Consider the following 438-nt stretch of genomic DNA (forward strand, 5'->3'; position numbering starts at 1 on the left):
GGCTCCAGAAGCAGCAGATGAAGGATGTGCGTGAGAAGCTGAAGGAAATGAGATGTCCGCTGGATGAACGGATTGCCGGCGCGGCTCAGGCTAACACCATCGTGGGAAGCATGATGATAGAAGGGGCAGGGAACAGCCAGAAGGTCATCACGCTGCCGAAGGAGGAGAGCTACCGGGAACACAGGAAGGCGGCGCGGCAGTCGGAATATATCGCCAGGCAGGGCCGTGAGGCGCTGGAGAAGCTGCGCAACATGGGTTAAGTCCAACACATAAACCAATCAAACGGAAAGGAAGGGTATCGTAAATGAAAAGTCTGGCAGAACGTGTGTGCCTCAGATTAAGAATCATAAACATGAACAAGGCGGAGCTGGCCTGGCAATTTGATAAGGAGGGGATGAGGTGTTCCCGCTCCATGCTGAGCCAGTACTTAAACGGGAA

1 pseudogene is annotated in these 438 nt (G+C 53.9%); it reads left to right on the forward strand.

From position 1 onward, the window contains the following. Window positions 1-260, forward strand: a pseudogene (locus LI015_RS28060) (Mu transposase C-terminal domain-containing protein); the annotation flags it as partial. Between the last annotated feature and the right edge of the window lie 178 nt (window positions 261-438).

It is taken from the genome of Enterocloster sp. 210928-DFI.2.20, from assembly GCF_020554465.1.
GTDB classification, from domain to species: domain Bacteria; phylum Bacillota; class Clostridia; order Lachnospirales; family Lachnospiraceae; genus Enterocloster; species Enterocloster bolteae.